The organism is Prevotella sp. Sow4_E9_plate, assembly GCF_052116205.1.
Lineage (GTDB): Bacteria > Bacteroidota > Bacteroidia > Bacteroidales > Bacteroidaceae > Prevotella.
Genome location: NZ_JBQKLN010000004.1, coordinates 99,732 through 117,407, shown reverse-complemented (window position 1 = coordinate 117,407; position 17,676 = coordinate 99,732). Strand labels below are relative to the sequence as shown.

Here is a 17,676-nt window from a genome sequence, read left to right as displayed (position 1 = left end):
TTATTTAAAACTGATTAAATATTTTGTATACTTTACTTTATCCATTTGATAAACGTGGTCAACCTCCTGCTTAACAGGACGTTTTTTTCCCTCAACCTTTACCTTTTCCTCTACGCCTACTGTGAAATCATTTCCGTCCACAGCTTTCAAGATGCCCTTTACTTTGACACCATCAGCATCAAGCACCTCTACCTCCTTACCAACGAAGTTGATATACTGCTGTGGAACCTTGAATGGTTGACCAAGACCAGCAGAACCAACTTCCAGTTCATAATCTTCCTCATTACGACTCAAGCGTTCCTCAATATATCTACTGAGGGCAACACAATCCTCAATCCACACACCATCAGCATGGTCTATCTCTACCACGATTCGATTGTCCGGACTGATTTCAACGCTAACCAAGAAATATTCCTTATCTTGGAGCCATTCTTCAACTAATTTTTTAACGACGTTTTTATCAATCATAAATACCTTATTAAAATAAAATGAGGAACTCATTCGAGCCCCTCATTCCACTGAACGTTTGCAAAATTACGAATATTTTCGAAATTCTCCAAAGATTTTCCTGTTTTTTATTCATAACCTGCGCATTTTTAATTGATTGTGCAGGTTTTTATACTTATTTTTTCACTGGATGCAGTATTTTTTCGTATTCTTCAGGTGATTGAAGCAACTTCATAGCAGCCTTCACCTGCTTATCGTAACGTAAAGAATTCTGTATGGCTCCTGCCTGGAAATAGTAAGCTGCCACTATCTCGTTTTCCAAAAGCTGCTTGATATATGTCTTGTTGTAATCCAGATCTTTTGCCACATTGTGACTCAGCTTTTTCTTCAATGCTTCAAACTCGGGCTTGGCATCATCGTAATAGCCCTCAAACTTAGCCAGTTTCTCCAAATCCTTCAGATACTTTTCCGTCTCACGGTCGTACTTAAAATCTGCCTTTAGTACACGAGCCTTAAACTCATCATAATCAGCATCGGTAAGAGCAAAGTCTTTAGCTGGTGCAATGGTAGGATGCTTGGCAATATAATCTACCTCATAATTGAGCATCACCTCGTTACTATCACGGGCACCAGCCAGATAAAATGCAATATTAGGCAACGAATCCGGCTTCACTTCCACATCAGGCTTAACACCACCACCGTCACGCACCTTTCTGCCTCCGGCGGTATAGAAAACCTTGGTAAGAGAATCTGGAACGTGCTCCACATAACCGCCCTTAGCATGCTTGTAGTTGAGCGCCTGCACACATCTGCCACTAGGAATGTAATACTTAGCAGTGGTCAACTTCATCTGACCATTATATGGCAAATCCATGGTTGACTGTACCAATCCCTTTCCATACGTGCGCGTACCTAATATAACTGCACGATCATAGTCCTGTAAGCTACCACTCATGATTTCACTGGCACTCGCCGTATTGTTGCTTACCAACACAACCATTGGCATCAGAGAGTCAACAGGTTCAACCTTGGTCTTATATACATTATTGGAACGCTGCAACTTACCCTTCATCTCCAACACAGTCTTTCCCTTCGGCAAGAACATATTGATAATATTCACAGCCTCACTTACAGAACCACCTACATTGGTACGAAGGTCAAAAATAAGACTCTTAGCCCCCTGCTTTTTCAAATCGATGAAGGCACGACGCACATCCTTGGCGCAATTATCTGTAAAGGAATTGAAGTTGATATAGCCGATACCACCCTCCAACATACCGTAATAAGGAAGGAACGGCATCTGGATGGTACGGCGAGTAACCTTTACCTTGAGAATCTTGCCTGTACTTGGTCGCTTTACCTTCAATATGAAAGACGTACCAGGATCACCACGAAGATGGTCGCTCACATAACTCACATCCTTGTCGGTCATACTCTCATCATCGATACTCAAGATAATATCCCCCTTCTTCAATCCTGCCTCAGCAGCCGGCATATTCTCATAAGGTTCGCTGATACAGACACGCTGTAACTGAAAGTTATAGCGTATCACAGCACCCACACCCGCATATTTACCGGTGAGCATATTTTTCAACTCATTGACTTTCGATTCCGGATAGTATGTGGTATAAGGATCAAGACTTCCCAACATCGCCTTGACACCATTGCCTACCACTTCTTCCGCATCGAGCGTATCCACGTACATCAAATCAAGATTCTTATAAATGGCATTGAATATATCCATGTTCTTCGCCACTTTAAAATCGTGATCCTTATCTATTTGTGCATAAGTTGGCGCTGCAAAGAGCACCATAAGCAATGAAATCAATAGTTTTTTCATCATTATTTTATTGTATTATATATTCGCCCACAAAATTACTCATTTCTTCTTGAAAACCGCCATCTTTGATGCAAAAAGTAGTGAAAACTGCTCAAAAATGCACTTTTTTAAGAAAAAAATAAAAAAAGTTAGAGAAAAATTTGGTTGAATGAAGAAAAGTTAGTACTTTTGCACACGCAAATAAGGAACGTTATGTTCTTGATGCAAAAAACGCTTCAATAGCTCAGTTGGTTAGAGCACCTGACTGTTAATCAGGGGGTCGTTGGTTCAAGCCCATCTTGAAGCGCAAGAGAGTTTCAGGCTAGCCTCGTAACTCATCTTCTTTCATAGCAAATTGCTTCAATAGCTCAGTTGGTTAGAGCACCTGACTGTTAATCAGGGGGTCGTTGGTTCAAGCCCATCTTGAAGCGCAATAAGAGTCATAAGTTTATCTTATGACTTTTTTTGTATCTATTTCCCAATATACTTTTCCATTCAACTATAACAGACCACTCCACACCCATCAAAACATAAAAAAGATGCATCTCCTCCTTTCGGAAAAGATGCACCCTAACATATTTCACTTATAATGTACTATTCTACATCATTGTTATGGTCCAAAGAATCGTTAAAATCCTTTGGAGCCTGCTCTTCGTTATGATGCTCATAACGACGTGGCTGACGAGCAGGACGCTCACCGCGACCCTCACCATGGCGCTCATCACGACGGCCGCCACGACGCTCACCGCGCTCAGGACGTGGACGACGCTCACGCTCAACATAACCCTCTGGCTTCTCCATCAACACACGGTGAGAGAGCTTGTACTTGCCAGTCTTAGGATCAATCTCCATCAACTTCACCTTGATCTTGTCGCCTTCCTTGATGCCAGCCTCTTCAACTGTCTCAAGACGCTTCCAGTCAATCTCAGAGATGTGGAGCAAACCATCCTTACCAGGGAGAATCTCTACGAAGCAACCGTAAGGCATGATAGAACGGACAGTACCCTCGTAAACCTCACCAACCTCAGGAACAGCTACGATAGCCTTAATCTTAGCCAAAGCTGCATCGATAGAATCCTTGTTAGGAGCAGATACCTGTACGTGACCCTTGCCATCAGTCTCCTCGATAGTGATAGTAGCACCAGTATCCTCCTGCATCTGCTGGATAATCTTACCACCAGGGCCGATAACAGCACCGATGAACTCCTTAGGAATATCGAATGCTACGATACGTGGAACCTGTGGTTTCATCTCAGCACGTGGCTCAGAGATTGTCTCCATCATGCAGTTGAGGATGTGCTCACGACCAGCCTTAGCCTGCATCAAAGCCTCCTCAAGAATCTCGAAGCTCAAACCGTCGCACTTGATATCCATCTGTGTTGCGGTCAAACCATCGCGGGTACCAGTGGTCTTGAAGTCCATGTCACCCAAGTGGTCCTCATCACCAAGGATATCACTGAGGATAGCGTACTTGTCCTCACCTGGGTTCTTGATAAGACCCATAGCAATACCTGAAACTGGCTTCTTCATAGGAACACCTGCATCCATCAGGGCGAGAGTACCAGCACAAACAGTAGCCATAGAAGAAGAACCGTTAGACTCGAGAATCTGGCTTACCAAACGTACTGTGTAAGGGAAGTCAGCAGGAATCTGACCCTTCAAACCACGCCATGCCAAGTGACCGTGACCAATCTCACGACGACCTACGCCGCGCTGAGCCTTAGCCTCACCTGTAGAGAATGGAGGGAAGTTATAGTGAAGGAGGAAGCGCTGGTAGCTCTTCTCGAGCACACCGTCGATAAGCTTCTCGTCCATCTTTGTACCAAGAGTACATGTAGAGAGAGACATGGTCTCACCACGTTGGAAGATAGCGCTTCCGTGAGGCATTGGGAGTGGAGACACCTCGCACCAGATAGGGCGGATATCTGTAGTAGCACGACCATCAAGGCGCAAGCCCTCATCGAGGATGCAACGACGCATAGCATCGCGCATTACGTCATCATAGTAGCGGGTAGCCTCAGCGTGCTTTTCCTCCAAGTCTTCCTCAGAGAGATCGGTATGAGCAGCGTCATACTTCTCAAGGAAGTCAGCCAAAACCTTGTCGAAAGCATCCTGACGAGCATGCTTCTCCAAAGCCTGGTGGTTGATATCATAAGCAGGCTTGTAAAGCTCAGACTTAATCTGCTCACGGAGTTCCTCGTCGTTGATCTCGTGGTCGTACTCACGCTTCACGTCAGTACCCTTCTCCTTAGCCAACTCATACTGGAGCTCGCACATAGGCTTGATAGCCTCGGCAGCAGCCTTGAGGGCACCGATAAGATCCTGCTCAGCAACTTCCTTCATCTCACCTTCTACCATCATGATATTGTCCTTGGTAGCACCAACCATGATATCCATGTCAGCCTCTTCCATCTGCTGGAATGTAGGGTTAACGACATACTCACCATTGATTCGAGCTACACGAACCTCAGAGATGTAGTGCTCGAAAGGAATATCTGAACAAGCCATGGCAGCTGAAGCAGCGAAACCTGCGGGGGCATCTGGCTGGTCAACACCATCGGCTGAGAGCAACATTACCTGTACGTAAACTTCTGCATGGTAGTTAGAAGGGAAAAGTGGACGCAAAGCACGGTCCACGAGGCGAGAGGTAAGGATTTCCTCATCGCTAGCCTTGCCTTCGCGCTTGGTGAAACCACCAGGGAAACGACCAGCAGCACTGTACTGCTCACGGTAATCTACTTGCAAAGGCATGAAATCTGTACCCGGAACTGCATCCTTTGCTGCACAAACAGTTGCGAGAAGCACTGTGTTACCCATGCGGAGAACCGCAGCACCATCAGCCTGTTTTGCAACTTTTCCGGTCTCAATTGTGATGGTTCTTCCATCAGGCAACTGAACACTTTTTGTAATTACGTTCATCTAAATTAAAAACTTATTGTTTTGTCTAACATCTAAAATATCTAAAACGGTGCAAAGATACCTCTTTAATAATTAATAAACGAATAAATGAGCAACTATTTTCAACTTTTTTAAATATTTTATCTATCTAAGATGCATTATTACCAATTTTATTACTACCTTTGCAGTCGATAATTTTGCAAAATCATAAATTCATGAAGATAACTAAACTCTATTCAGCAGCAGTGATTATGGTCGCTGCCCTGGCTTTAACTTCTTGTAACAACAAGAAATTTCATATCAACGGTAATATTACCGAGGCTAAGGACTCTATGCTCTATCTGGAGAATATCAGTCTTAACGGCCCTGTAAAAATAGACTCCGTAAAACTGGGCGAAGATGGTACTTTCGACTTCCAGGAAAACGCAATGGATTCTATCACTCCAGAATTCTACCGACTCCGCATCGCCAACCAGACCATCAACCTCAGCATCGACTCTACCGAGACTGTTACAGTAAAGGCAGCTTATCCGCAGATGAGTTACAAGTATGAGGTAGAAGGTTCAGAGAACTGCAATACCATCAAGGAATTGTCACTCAAGCAGATGTTGCTGCAGAGCAACATCAACGGCATCGTTAAGAATCCGAATATCGGTGTTGACTCAGTAGATGTCATCGTGACCCGCATGCTGAACGATTACAAGCAAGATATCAAGAGGAACTATATCTTCAAGGCTCCTATGCAGGCTTCATCTTACTATGCTCTCTTCCAGACTATCCAGCTCGGCAATACGAATTCCCTCATATTCAATCCGCGCAACAACAAGGAAGACGTGAAGGTGTTCGCCGCCGTAGCTACCAGCTGGGACACTTATTACCCAGGCGCAGAGCGTGGCAAGAACCTGCACAATATCGCCATCGAAGGAATGAAGGATATCCGCATCATAGAAAACCAGATGGCTCAGCAAAAGATTAACGCCAGCAAGGTACAGGTTAACGGCTGCATAGAACTTGCCTTACAGGACAATCAGGGACAGATACGCCGCCTCTCTGACCTCAAGGGCAAGGTAGTATTGCTCGATTTCCATGCCTTCGCAAGTAGCGAAAGTACCAAGCGTATCATGATGCTCCGCGAACTCTACAACAAGTACCATACTGCCGGACTGGAAATCTATCAGGTATCAGTAGACCCGGACGAACACTTCTGGAAAACATCTACAGCAGCCCTTCCATGGATTAGTGTACGCGACGAGAATGGTATTCAGGGGAAAAGCTTGACTTTATATAATGTACAAAGCATCCCTACCTTCTTCCTCATTGACAGAAACAACACCTTGCAGGCTCGCGACGCCCAGATTAAGGATTTAGACGCAGCCATCAAAAATCTCCTATAAATATAGGTAATCAGAAGTTTAAGTTTGAAAGTCAGAAAAGTTTTTCCAGCTTCCAAACTTAAACTTCAAGCTATAGATTTCGCTCTATAAGATAAAGACAATTTATAAACAACAATAAACTTTAAACACTAAAAAATGAATAAGAAATTTTTAGCATTAGCAGCTTTGGCTCTTATCACGACAGGAGCACAGGCTAAAGTAAAGTTGCCACATATCTTAGGTGACAACATGATTATCCAACAAGATTCAGAAGCCAACCTTTGGGGCTGGGACAAGCCAGGTACAACAGTAAAGGTAAGCACCTCATGGTCTTCAAGAATTTATTCTACCCAAACTGGGAAAGACGGCAAATGGGCAGTCAAAGTCTTGACACCCAAGGCAAGCTACACCCCGCTCTCCATTACATTTGATGATGGAGAGAAGACTACCATCAACAATGTTCTTGCAGGCGAAGTTTGGGTTTGTGCAGGTCAGAGTAACATGGAGATGCCCGTAAAAGGATTCGGCAACTGTCCTGTTGAAGGATACAACAAGGTGGTACTTGAAGCCAATCAGTACAAGGGCGTTCACTACGTAAAGATTCCTAGCGTGATGAGCAGCAAACCTCTTGATGACGCCAACTGCGAATGGAAGACCATCAATTCAGAGACGGTAGGCGATGCTTCTGCCACTGGCTATTTCTTTGCCCAGGTAGTAAACAAGGCACTCGATGTACCTGTAGGTCTGGTCATGGCCAACAAGGGCGGAAGCCGTGTAGAAAGCTGGTTAGACCATGACTATCTGAAAAAGAACACGAAAGAAGATCTCGACTCCCTCAAGATGACGAAGAATCCTAAGTTCAAGTGGGACTTCCTCTACCCTCTTCTTTGGGGCAACGGAACCTTCCATCCTATCCTCAACTACAGCGTAAAGGGGATTCTCTTCTACCAAGGCTGTTCTAACGTAGGCGACCCGGCAGGTCAATATATCCAGCGCCTTGCTGATCTTGTAGCCCAATGGCGTCGTGATTTCAAACAAGGAGAGTTACCATTCTACTTCGTTCAGATAGCACCATATCATAATGGCGATGTCAATGGTGACTGGGGACCAAGACTCCGCGAGCAGCAGTTTAACGCAGCCAAGGTGATTCCTAACAGCGGCATCGTGTGCACCGAAGACCTGGTTTACCCATACGAAGTGGAGCAGATACATCCATGCCAGAAACAGCCTGTAGGCGAGCGTCTTGCCCTCCAGGCGCTCAGCAAGACCTACGGAGTAAAGGGACTCTTCAGCGAAAGCATGACCTTCAAGGAGATGAAGATAGTAGGCGACACCGTGAAGGTTCACTTCGACAACACCTACGGAGCCTACAACCGTTTTGAAGGCATCAAGGGCTTCGAGGTTGCAGGCGAAGACAAGGTATTCCACCCTGCCACAGCCAAGCATTTCTGGCAGGAAGGTGGCAACGACGGATGGAACGAGTGCATCGTCGTAACCAGCCCAAAGGTAAAGAAGCCTGTGGCTTTGCGCTATTGCTTCCGCAATTTCCAGCTTGGCAACATGGCCAATGCCGGTGGACTTCCGCTCTTTCCTTTCCGTACAGACAACTGGTAATCAACAACATAACGGTCGATCTTGGATTAATCCAAAGACCGACCGTTCTTTAATATATACATTATGAGTCACGTATTAGATAAATTCAAGTTTTGCCCCGTTTGCGGATCCCCGAACTTCGAAATCAACAACATCAAGAGCAAGAAATGCACAGACTGCGGATTCTCCTACTATCTCAACCCTAGCAGCGCCACAGTAGCCTTCATCCTCAACGAGAAAGACGAGCTTCTGGTAGTTCGCAGAAAGAACGAACCTGCCAAGGGAACCCTCGACCTGCCTGGTGGTTTTGTCGACATGGACGAAACCGGAGAAGAAGGCGTGGCAAGAGAAGTAAAAGAGGAAACTGGGCTTGACGCCATAGAAGTAAACTATCAGTTCAGCATCCCCAACCTCTACCTTTACTCTGGCTTTCTGGTCCACACCCTTGATATGTTCTACATTGTCAAGGTAAAAGACCTCTCTCACGTTGAAGCAATGGACGATGCCGAAGAGTCCTATTGGATTCCTCTTAAAGCCATCCATCCCGAAGAGTTCGGATTAGGTTCCGTAAGACAAGGAGTCATCAAATTTCTTGCAAAACACAAGACGAAAGAATGAAAAAAGCCCCGAAACATTTAAAAAACTAAAAAAATCGCTATATAATAAGGTATAAGCAAAAAGTTTATTTACTTTTGCAGACCAAAAGAAATTGTGTAGAAGCGTATGCAAGAAAATTTAGTAATCGTCGAGAGCCCTGCAAAGGCCAAGAAAATCGAAGAGTTTTTAGGTAAAGACTTTAAAGTAATGTCTTCTTACGGTCATATCCGTGACCTGAAGAAGAAGGAACTCAGTATAGACGAGAAGTCCATGGAACCTTGTTATGAGATTCCAGAGGAGAAGAAAAAACTCGTCACAGAATTAAAAGCTACAGCGAAGCAAGCCAAGAAGATTTGGTTAGCATCCGATGAGGACCGCGAGGGAGAAGCCATCAGCTGGCACCTTTGCGAAGTTCTCGGATTGGATGAGGAGAAGACAAGCCGTATCGTCTTCCATGAAATTACCAAACCTGCCATCTTGGACGCTATTGAGCACCCACGACATCTGGACATGAACCTGGTGAATGCCCAGCAGGCTCGCCGTGTACTCGACCGTCTGGTAGGTTTCAAGCTTTCGCCTGTATTGTGGAGAAAGGTGAAGCCTGCACTCTCTGCCGGCCGTGTACAAAGCGTTGCCGTACGTCTGATAGTAGAACGTGAGCGTGAGATTCAGAAGTTCAAGAGCGAACCATACTACCGTGTCAACGCCATCTTCGCTCTCATCAATGAGAATGGTGGTGCTACAGAGGTAAAGGCAGAACTTGACCAACGTTTCAAAACCCATGAAGAAGTAGAAGCCTTCCTGGAGAAGTGTAAGGACGCCAACTTCTCTGTAGAAACTGTGAGCAAGAAGCCACTGAAGCGTACACCGGCGCCACCTTTTACCACCTCAACCTTGCAGCAGGAAGCTGCCCGCAAGCTCGGCTTCACCGTAAGCCAGACCATGATGGTGGCACAGCGACTATACGAAAGTGGACGAATCACCTACATGCGTACCGATAGCGTAAACCTCTCTTCCCTCTGCACCAATGCAAGCAAGGATGAGATCATAAAGGTTTACGGCAACGAATATAGTAAGCCACGAACCTATCATACCAGCTCTAAGGGAGCACAGGAGGCTCACGAGGCTATCCGCCCTACATACATGAACGAGACAAGCATCGATGGAACCAGTCAGGAAAAACGTCTCTATGAACTGATCTGGAAGCGCACACTCGCTTCACAGATGGCTGATGCCTTGATTGAGAAGACAACAATTACCATCAATATCGACAATGCAAGCGAAAAGTTCATTGCCAATGGCGAAGTTGTTTCTTTCGATGGTTTCCTCAAGGTTTATCGTGAATCTACTGATGAGGATGAAAATGCAGAAGATGCAACTCATCTCCTGCCTGCCATGAAAGAAGGCGATGCTTTGCAGCGCCGTGAGATTATTGCTACAGAGAAATTCTCTCTGGCTCCTGCAAGATATACAGAGGCCAGCCTCGTCAAGAAACTGGAAGATTTAGGCATCGGCCGTCCATCAACCTATGCTCCAACCATCAGTACCATCCAGCAGCGTGAATACGTGGTGAAGGGAGACAAGCAGGGCGTGGAACGTTCATTTACTGTAGATTCCCTGAAGGGTATCAAGGTTACCCAGAAAACCAAGAAGGAAATGGCTGGTTCGGAGAAGGGCAAGCTCCTCCCTACAGATATCGGCATCGTGGTAAATGACTTCCTGATTGCCAACTTCCCTAGCATCATGGACTATAACTTTACAGCAAACGTAGAGCAGAAGTTTGATGATATTGCTGCAGGAAAGACTGAATGGAACAAATGGATGAAAGACTTCGACAAGAGTTTTGAGCCAGAAGTGAAAGAAGTCATGAATGCACGCAGCGAGCACAAAGCCGGCGAACGCGAACTGGGCAAGGATCCTAAGACAGGACGTCCTGTATACGTAAAGATAGGCCGTTTCGGTCCTGTGGCACAAATTGGAAGTGCAGACGATAAAGACAAGCCTCTGTTTGCCCAATTGCCTTCCGACAAGAGTATCGAGACCATTACGCTGGACGAAGCGCTGGAGCTCTTTAAGTTACCAAGAGAAGTTGGTGAGTTTGAAGGCACTACCGTTACCATCGGTGCCGGCCGTTTCGGTCCATACGTGCTCCACAACCGCAAGTATGTAGCCATTCCTAAGGAAGATGATCCACTGACCATTACTTTGGAAAGAGCTATCGAACTCATCCAGGAAAAGCGCTCCAACGAGGAAAAGCGTCATATCAAGACCTTCGAGGAAGACGACAAGCTGGAACTCCTGAATGGCCGTTACGGTCCATACATTGCCTATGATGGAAAGAACTATCGCATTCCTAAGGCAAAGCAGGAAAACGTTGAAGCGCTCAGCTATGATGAATGCATGACCATCATCAAGGAAGCTCCTGAGCCAAAAACCAGAGGTCGTAAGAAATAAGAGAATCTGCCATCGCCCCCAAAAAGAGCGATGGCAAGAAATAAACTGAAGAAATGAAGTCAATCATCATTATTGGATATATGGGTGCCGGCAAGACTACAGTCGGGAAAGCCCTCGCTAAAGAACTTGGCGTAATGTTCTATGATCTCGACTGGTATATCGAGAGTAGAATGAGAAAAACCGTGAAGCAGATTTTCGATGAAATAGGCGAAGAAGGGTTCCGCAAAATTGAACGCAACATGCTCCACGAGGTAGCTGAGTTTGAAAACGTAGTAGTGAGCTGCGGTGGAGGAACACCATGTTTCTTTGACAACATGGACTACATGAATCAATTAGGTGAAACCATCTATCTGAAAGCATCACCAGAGACACTCCATACCCACTTGAAGATGGGCAAGGGAGTGAGACCTCTCCTGCTCAATAAAACACCCGAAGAGGTTGAAATCTTCATCCGTGAGCAACTGAAGCTACGTGAACCATTCTACAACAAGGCAAAACACATCATAGACATCAATGTGATGGACGACTTCGACAAAATCAACGGGATGGTTGAGCAGATACGGAAAATGCTGAACGTATAATCGTGGCTATAATAATAAGGTAATATCATAAATAAACAAACAGATTTCTAGCAAGACAAGAACAGAAATGAAGAAATGGACTATTGAAGACTCGAAGGAGCTCTACAACATCGGTGGCTGGGGCACTTCTTACTTTGGCATCAACGACAAGGGTGATGTCTATGTAACTCCATGCAAGGATAACACGCAGATTGATTTGCGCGACATCATGGACGAGTTGGCATTACGCGACATCAACGCTCCCGTACTGCTCCGTTTCCCAGACATCCTCGACAACCGCATCGAGAAGACAGCCAGCTGTTTTCAAAAGGCAAAGGAAGAGTATGGATACAAGGGAGAAAACTTTGTCATCTATCCTATTAAAGTGAACCAGATGCAACCAGTCGTTGAGGAGATTATTTCTCACGGCAAGAAATTCAACCTCGGTCTGGAAGCAGGCTCCAAGCCTGAACTCCACGCCGTTATCGCCGTACAGGCTCAGAGCGATTCGCTCATCATCTGCAACGGCTACAAGGATGAGAGCTATATCGAACTTGCCTTGCTGGCACAGAAGATGGGTAAGCGCATCTTCATCGTGGTAGAAAAGCTCAATGAGCTCGACATCATCGCCAAGGTGGCAAGCAAGCTCAACGTGAAGCCAAACATCGGCATCCGCATCAAGCTCGCTTCTTCCGGCTCAGGAAAATGGGCTGAGAGCGGTGGCGATGCATCGAAGTTCGGTTTGACAAGCGCCGAACTGCTCACCGCCCTCAACAAGATTGAGGAGATGGGATTCCACGACTGCCTGCGCCTCATCCACTTCCACATCGGAAGCCAGATTACCAAGATCCGCCGCATCCAGACGGCTCTCCGAGAGGCTGCACAGTTCTACATCAATCTCCACAAGATGGGCTACGATGTAGATTTCGTTGATTGTGGCGGTGGTCTTGGCGTGGATTACGACGGCACCCGCTCTTCCAGCAGCGAGAGCTCCGTGAACTATTCTATCCAGGAGTATGTAAACGACTGTGTCTACACCTTCGTTGATGCAGCCAACAAGAACAATATCGAGCATCCTAACCTCATCACCGAGAGTGGCCGTTCGCTCTCTGCCCACCACTCCGTATTGGTGATTGATGTCTTGGAGACTGCTTCCCTGCCGGAAATGCCAGAGGAGTTTGAGGCAAAGGAAACCGACCACCAGCTGGTGAAGGACCTTTATGAGATATGGGACAACCTGAATCCACGCAACATGCTGGAGGACTGGCACGATGCTGAGCAGATTCGCGACGAGGCTTTGCAGCTCTTCTCTCACGGCATCGTAGACTTGAAGACCCGTGCCGAGATTGAGGCGATGTACTGGAGCGTGTGCCACGAGATCAACAGTCTTGCCAAGCACATGAAGCACGTGCCTGAGGAGCTCAGAGGATTGGATAAGATTCTTGCCGACAAGTATTTCTGTAACTTCTCACTGTTCCAGAGCCTGCCAGACAGTTGGGCCATCGACCAGCTCTTCCCTATCATGCCTATCCAGCGCCTGGACGAGCGCCCTACCCGCAACGCTACCTTGCAGGACATCACCTGCGACAGCGACGGAAAGATAGCCAACTTCGTAACCGACGGTCATATCGGCAACGTTCTCCCACTTCATCCATTGAAGAAGAACGAACCATACTATCTCGGTGTGTTCCTCGTAGGTGCCTACCAGGAGATTCTGGGCGATATGCACAATCTCTTCGGCGACACCAATGCAGCCCACATCTCTGTAAAGGATGGCAAGTACTGCATCGACCAGATATTCGATGGCGAGACCGTGGAGGAGGTTTTGGATTACGTACAGTACAATCCTAAGAAGCTCGTCCGCCAGTTGGAGCAGTGGGTAACCAAGAGTGTGAAGGAAGGCAAGATTTCTCTCGATGAGGGTAAGGAATTCCTGGGCACCTATCGCAATGGTCTCTTTGGATACACATATCTTCAGTAAGTGAAGAACGAAGAGTGAAGAGTGAAGAATTCAATTGCTTTACTAATCATAAAGTTCAATGTTCAAAGCTCAAAGTTCAATGTTCAAAGTTCAAAGTAACAATATGGAAAAAGTAACAGTAGTAAAGGTTGGCGGTGCCATCGTTGAAGACAGCGAGCAGCTGGCACGGCTCCTGAAGGATTTTGCAGCCATTCCCGGCAAGAAAGTATTGGTACATGGCGGTGGACGCCGTGCCACCAAGGTAGCCGCAGCCCTCGGCATTGAGAGCAAGATGGTAAACGGCCGTCGCATCACCGATGCAGATATGCTGGAGGTGGTAACCATGGTTTATGGCGGTTTGGTCAACAAGAACCTGGTTGCCAAGCTTCAGGCTAACGGCGTGAATGCCCTCGGCCTGACAGGTGCTGATATGGACGTAATCCACAGTCATAAGCGCCCATTGAAGGACGGCATTGACTTCGGATTCGTAGGCGACGTGGAGCATGCCAACGGCAAGATGCTCCAGACCCTGATTAACGAAGGCATTACCCCCGTGATGGCTCCATTGACCCACGACGGAAAGGGCAATATCCTCAATACCAATGCCGACACCATCGCAAGCGAGACAGCCAAGGCTCTGGCTCCTTACTACGACGTGACATTGATATACAGTTTTGAAAAGAAAGGCGTACTCAGCAATCCTGAGGATGACGACAGCGTGATTCCAGTGATTACCCATGCCGATTTTGAGAGATACAAAGCAGACGGTACCGTGGCAGGCGGCATGATTCCGAAACTGGAGAATGCCCTTGCAGCCATCGACGCAGGTGTGAAAGAGGTGATTATCACCCTCGCTACCGCCATCGACGGGAAGCACGGAACTGTTATTAAGTGAAAAGTGAAGAACGAAGAGTGAAAAATTCATCACTCTTCTTTTTTACTCTTTCACATGTGGTTCAAGTACGGGCTAAGGCCCAAAAGCTCTTAGCCCAGGGTAGCCCCCTGGGGTTAGGAATGTGGGCTGCTATCGCCCTGTAAAGGCAAAAGCTTTCCACGCCAAATTTGTTAGAGATTGTTAAATAATAACTTTTTTAGTACTGGCCTGTAACTTTCTTACAGGTAAGTCGTCATTAATTATAGAGGGATGAAAAAAATCAGTTTCCAAAACGATGTTTTGCCACTGAAGAATAAACTCTTCAGGCTGGCCCTTCGCATTACTCTCAACCGGGAGGAAGCGGAAGACGTTGTGCAGGATACGATGATTAAAGTCTGGAATGCCCGCGAAAGATGGCAGGAGCTTGACTCAATCGAGGCCTACAGCCTCACCATCGCCCGCAACCTCTCGATCGACCGCATCAAGAAGATGGATAATCAGAACGATTCACTGGAAGAGCAGACCACGGAAAGGCTCGACGAGACATCATCCACTCCTTCCGAACGCATGATTCAGAAAGACAAGCTGGACATCGTAAGGAACATCATTAATGAACTGCCCGAGAAGCAGCGCAGCTGTCTGCAACTTCGAGACATCGAAGGAAAATCCTATAAGGAAATAGCAGACATCCTCAGCATCACCGAAGACCAGGTCAAGGTGAATATCTACAGGGCTCGACAAACAGTTAAACAAAGATTTCAACAATTCGACAGTTATGGATTATAAGTACATCAACCAACTTTTGGACCGCTATTGGAAGGCAGAGACTTCTCTCGAAGAGGAGGAGATTCTCCGCGCATTCTTCAGCCAGGACGAGTTGCCTGCCGAGCTGAAGCCATATAAAGCCCTCTTCTCTTACGAAATGGGTGAGGCTAAGCATGAGACATTGGGTGATGACTTCGACCAGAAGATGATGGCGATGATTGAGGATGAATACACCAAGGAGCCAAACAAGGCGAAGGTGGTTTCATTGACAGAGCGCCTGAAGCCGCTCTTCAAGGCTGCTGCCGTAGTAGCTATCGTCTTGACCTTGGGCAATGCTGCTCAGGTTCCTTTCCAGAACGATGTCGATAATCAGATTGAAAACGTAGGATATACAAAGAGCGGAAAGGGTGTTTCCGTAGCCATGGGCGATTCTGCTGCCGTTGATTCCATGCAGCGCACGGGCATCGACCAGGTGAGCACCACCAATGCAACTCCTACGATATTGAAGTAGTTATTTCTATGCTTTCTCTATATAAAAATCATGTTTAGTAAAACAATTATGAAACTGTGAAGTTTCAATTCTCTCAAATTTTTCATAACATACTAACGTATTAGGGCTGCCAGGATGTACTGGCAGCCCTTGCTATATGGTAAGAGGCAGCCCTCACGGGTTGCCTTTTATCGGATAATATGCACCAAATGGACTTATTACTTAAAACGAATGATAAATGAAAATATTTTCCTCATTTATGCGAGAGTTTAGAAAAAAGTTTGTATTTTTGCAGTGGGTCCGTAATAAGGCGTCTTACAAGATGAAATCACGTAACCGAGAAGTCATCTTCAAGGGCATCGAGCTGTCGTACTATTACGAAGGGTATGAAAGAGTGAAATGAAGGACATAAATATTATAACAATGAAGACAACATCTGAAATACTAAACCTTTTGAAGTCGTACAAGAGTATCGCTACTTCAAAATATGGATTGACAAAGATTGGCATCTTTGGCTCAGTAGCTCGTGGTGAACAGATTGACGAGAGTGATGTTGACGTTTGTTACGAAGGCAAGGCTCCTTCTTTCTTGACATTAGACTTGATACAAACCGACTTGGAAAAGTTGTTTGGAGCCATGGTCGATATGGTTAGGGTAAGAGACAGGATGAATGGCTTGCTTAAACAAAGAATCATGAAGGAGGGGATTTATGCCTAAAGTTCTTCTATACATAACAGCCAAAATCATTTGGAACTTTCTGTTCTATAACACAAATTTCCATGAGAACAGAGCTCATGTTCATGTAGGTAAGCGAGGAACAGAAGAACTCTGTAAGATTTGGTTGGAGCCAGAAGTAGAAATGGCAAAACAAGGAGACCTCACTGACAAACAAGCCAAAGAGGTTCTTGATATAGCAAAGAGATACCAAACTAAACTGCTTTACCAATGGAAGCAATTCAAGGAAGGTAAAACTATAAGAATAATAAAAATAAAAAAGTAAAAATATGTATCAGAATGAAGGTTATTGGAATGTGAAGCCTAAAATCAAGGCTGTATCTTTCCCAAAGAGAGGTAAGTTTGAAGTTACCCTGCAAGACGGTCGTTCTATAACGATGCCTATTTCTGCTTTTCCAAGCATGAAGAAAGTGCCTGTTAAAGAAAGAAACAACTGGTATCTAATGGGAGGTGGCTTCACATGGGATTCATGCCCAGAAGTAATCCATATCGAACAAATTTTAGGTAACTACGCTAATTATGCACATGAAGAGGCATAAGTCCTTACTCCTCACTCCCATAAACTATAGATATAATGCCAGCACTTAATTGGATAGGAAAAGACAAAGTGATGGGGCATCATAATGATGTGCCCTATCATGTATTGGAACATCAATACGGTTATTCTGCCGAAAAAGGGCAGACAATAGAACCAACCCATAGTGGCAACATGATTATCCATGGGGAGGTTTTCCTGATGGGGGTTAACAGGTTAACAGTTAACAGTCCGAAAATGCATACTACTCCCCACTCACATATAATAATAAGTATATATATTTATATATAACATAAGGTATGGGAAAGAGGGGGAGGATGCAAAAAACAGCTGTTAACTGTTAACCTGTTAACTCCTTGCCCTCTTTGTTAACGAATCTAACTCATAGTTTTCTTCCCCAAAACTCACCGGTTCTCGGTACAGAAGTCATCGTTTTCTTCTTGGCAACTCATCGCTTACCGAATCAAAATCCTTGTTTTTTTTAATGATTTCATGTTAAAAAAATAACACGGACAAATTGTCCGATGACTTATAAACAACTGATTATTGGATAGTTACAAGCATCCGGACAAAAGA

At 45.6% G+C, this 17,676-nt stretch carries 15 protein-coding genes and 2 tRNA genes; 14 read left to right on the top strand and 3 right to left on the bottom strand.

From position 1 onward, the window contains the following. Nucleotides 1-468 (bottom strand): ribosome assembly cofactor RimP, encoded by a 468-nt coding sequence (gene rimP, locus ACTQ53_RS02895; protein WP_294968781.1) that lies wholly within the window; start codon nt 466-468, stop codon nt 1-3. Nucleotides 469-622: 154 nt separating this feature from the next. After that, nucleotides 623-2,287, bottom strand: coding sequence for a S41 family peptidase (locus tag ACTQ53_RS02890; RefSeq protein ID WP_441931969.1), 1,665 nt, complete (start codon nt 2,285-2,287; stop codon nt 623-625). 212 nt (nt 2,288-2,499) lie between these two features. Here ACTQ53_RS02890 and ACTQ53_RS02885 point away from each other — a divergent pair. Together ACTQ53_RS02885 and ACTQ53_RS02880 are read left to right on the top strand one after the other, a co-directional pair. Beyond that, nucleotides 2,500-2,573 (top strand) — tRNA-Asn (locus ACTQ53_RS02885). Between the two features lie 50 nt (nt 2,574-2,623). Beyond that, a tRNA-Asn gene (locus ACTQ53_RS02880) sits at nt 2,624-2,697 on the top strand. Between the two features lie 163 nt (nt 2,698-2,860). Here the strand turns inward: ACTQ53_RS02880 and pnp are convergent. Further along, a complete protein-coding gene (pnp, locus tag ACTQ53_RS02875) occupies nt 2,861-5,185 on the bottom strand; it encodes a polyribonucleotide nucleotidyltransferase (protein WP_441931950.1) in 2,325 nt (774 codons plus the stop codon). Nucleotides 5,186-5,379: 194 nt separating this feature from the next. Here pnp and ACTQ53_RS02870 point away from each other — a divergent pair, with 194 nt between their 5' ends. The 12 genes from ACTQ53_RS02870 to ACTQ53_RS02815 all read left to right on the top strand — a co-directional run bounded on the left by ACTQ53_RS02870 (nt 5,380) and on the right by ACTQ53_RS02815 (nt 17,104). Further along, nucleotides 5,380-6,558 (top strand): thioredoxin-like domain-containing protein, encoded by a 1,179-nt coding sequence (locus ACTQ53_RS02870; protein ID WP_441931949.1) that lies wholly within the window; start codon nt 5,380-5,382, stop codon nt 6,556-6,558. 135 nt (nt 6,559-6,693) lie between these two features. Further along, nucleotides 6,694-8,151: a sialate O-acetylesterase gene (locus ACTQ53_RS02865; protein WP_441931948.1), complete on the top strand. Its 1,458-nt coding sequence runs from the start codon at nt 6,694-6,696 to the stop codon at nt 8,149-8,151. A 63-nt stretch (nt 8,152-8,214) separates the two neighbouring features. After that, nucleotides 8,215-8,748, top strand: coding sequence for an NUDIX domain-containing protein (locus tag ACTQ53_RS02860; RefSeq protein ID WP_217760755.1), 534 nt, complete (start codon nt 8,215-8,217; stop codon nt 8,746-8,748). Nucleotides 8,749-8,853: 105 nt separating this feature from the next. Continuing rightward, on the top strand, nt 8,854-11,181 hold the full coding sequence (gene topA / locus ACTQ53_RS02855; protein ID WP_441931946.1) for a type I DNA topoisomerase: 2,328 nt from the start codon (nt 8,854-8,856) through the stop codon (nt 11,179-11,181). Between the two features lie 53 nt (nt 11,182-11,234). Next, nucleotides 11,235-11,762: a shikimate kinase gene (locus ACTQ53_RS02850; protein WP_294967825.1), complete on the top strand. Its 528-nt coding sequence runs from the start codon at nt 11,235-11,237 to the stop codon at nt 11,760-11,762. A gap of 67 nt (nt 11,763-11,829) precedes the next feature. After that, nucleotides 11,830-13,722, top strand: coding sequence for a biosynthetic arginine decarboxylase (gene speA / locus ACTQ53_RS02845; RefSeq protein WP_294967823.1), 1,893 nt, complete (start codon nt 11,830-11,832; stop codon nt 13,720-13,722). A 103-nt stretch (nt 13,723-13,825) separates the two neighbouring features. Then, nucleotides 13,826-14,596 carry an acetylglutamate kinase gene (argB, locus tag ACTQ53_RS02840; RefSeq protein WP_441931945.1) on the top strand — a complete coding sequence of 257 codons (771 nt, stop codon included), beginning with the start codon at nt 13,826-13,828 and terminating at the stop codon, nt 14,594-14,596. 249 nt (nt 14,597-14,845) lie between these two features. Next, complete coding sequence (locus ACTQ53_RS02835) at nt 14,846-15,361, top strand: RNA polymerase sigma factor (RefSeq protein ID WP_294967820.1); 516 nt, start codon at nt 14,846-14,848, stop codon at nt 15,359-15,361. Beyond that, nucleotides 15,351-15,851: a pyruvate ferredoxin oxidoreductase gene (locus tag ACTQ53_RS02830; protein ID WP_153122262.1), complete on the top strand. Its 501-nt coding sequence runs from the start codon at nt 15,351-15,353 to the stop codon at nt 15,849-15,851. Before ACTQ53_RS02835 ends, ACTQ53_RS02830 begins: the two co-directional genes overlap by 11 nt. 402 nt (nt 15,852-16,253) lie before the next feature. Next, entirely contained in the window at nt 16,254-16,547 is a 294-nt protein-coding gene (locus ACTQ53_RS02825; protein WP_294967818.1) for a nucleotidyltransferase domain-containing protein, read from the top strand. Next, nucleotides 16,540-16,830 carry a DUF4160 domain-containing protein gene (locus tag ACTQ53_RS02820; RefSeq protein WP_441931944.1) on the top strand — a complete coding sequence of 97 codons (291 nt, stop codon included), beginning with the start codon at nt 16,540-16,542 and terminating at the stop codon, nt 16,828-16,830. The genes ACTQ53_RS02825 and ACTQ53_RS02820 overlap by 8 nt, the downstream gene beginning before the upstream one ends. Nucleotides 16,831-16,834: 4 nt before the next feature. Further along, the gene (locus ACTQ53_RS02815; RefSeq protein WP_294967814.1) at nt 16,835-17,104 is read left to right on the top strand and encodes a DUF2442 domain-containing protein; all 270 of its coding nucleotides are present in this window, start codon (nt 16,835-16,837) and stop codon (nt 17,102-17,104) included. Nucleotides 17,105-17,676 lie beyond the last annotated feature (572 nt).